This window comes from Bartonella sp. AA2SXKL, assembly GCF_042197205.1.
GTDB lineage: Bacteria > Pseudomonadota > Alphaproteobacteria > Rhizobiales > Rhizobiaceae > Bartonella.
The window spans coordinates 1-606 of the sequence record NZ_JBHIRN010000240.1; the positions used below are offsets into that span (position 1 = coordinate 1).

Genomic DNA, 606 nt, shown 5'->3' on the forward strand with positions numbered 1-606 from the left:
TTATACCCAGCTCCACGACACTATATCGATATCAATTAAGAAAAACGATGAGAGCGTTGTTGCTTCTAAGAACTTAACCGATGAAAAAAAGACAATGATTGGTTATACTCTTGGTGGTGGTGTTGACTTTGCAATGACCGATAATATTTTGCTTCGTGCTGAATATCGTTATTCGGACTTTGGTAAAAAGAAATTTGCAAAGGAAAAACTTGAAATTAACTATAAAACCAATGATTTCCGTGTTGGTGTCGCTTACAAATTCTAATTTGTTTTGAGATTAAATTTTGAAGAGGCTCTGCCAGAGGTGGAGCCTTTATTTTTAAAGAGGATCATTTTAGGGTTTCCTTTCTTGATAGTTTCATGATAAAGCCCTTAAAATGTGATGATATATCTTCTTGATCGCTGCCTAATACGAATGATTGGCTCGGCTTTCCTTATAGATCAAAAAACCAGAGTTGCAGGGTTCAGGGAAGTTATGCAAAAATAAAATCGTAAAAGTAGACAGGAATATTTCACAATGACTGTGAAAAATGAAACAGTAGATTATTCGAAAACTCTTTATCTACCACAAACAAATTTTCCGATGCGTGCGGGGTTGCCACAAAA

1 protein-coding gene is annotated in these 606 nt (G+C 35.3%); it reads left to right on the forward strand.

What is annotated here, in order from left to right:
* A partial coding sequence (locus tag ACFINS_RS10965) for an outer membrane protein (protein WP_375706288.1) occupies positions 1 to 265 on the forward strand: 265 nt, incomplete at its 5' end.
* Positions 266 to 606: the final 341 nt, after the last annotated feature.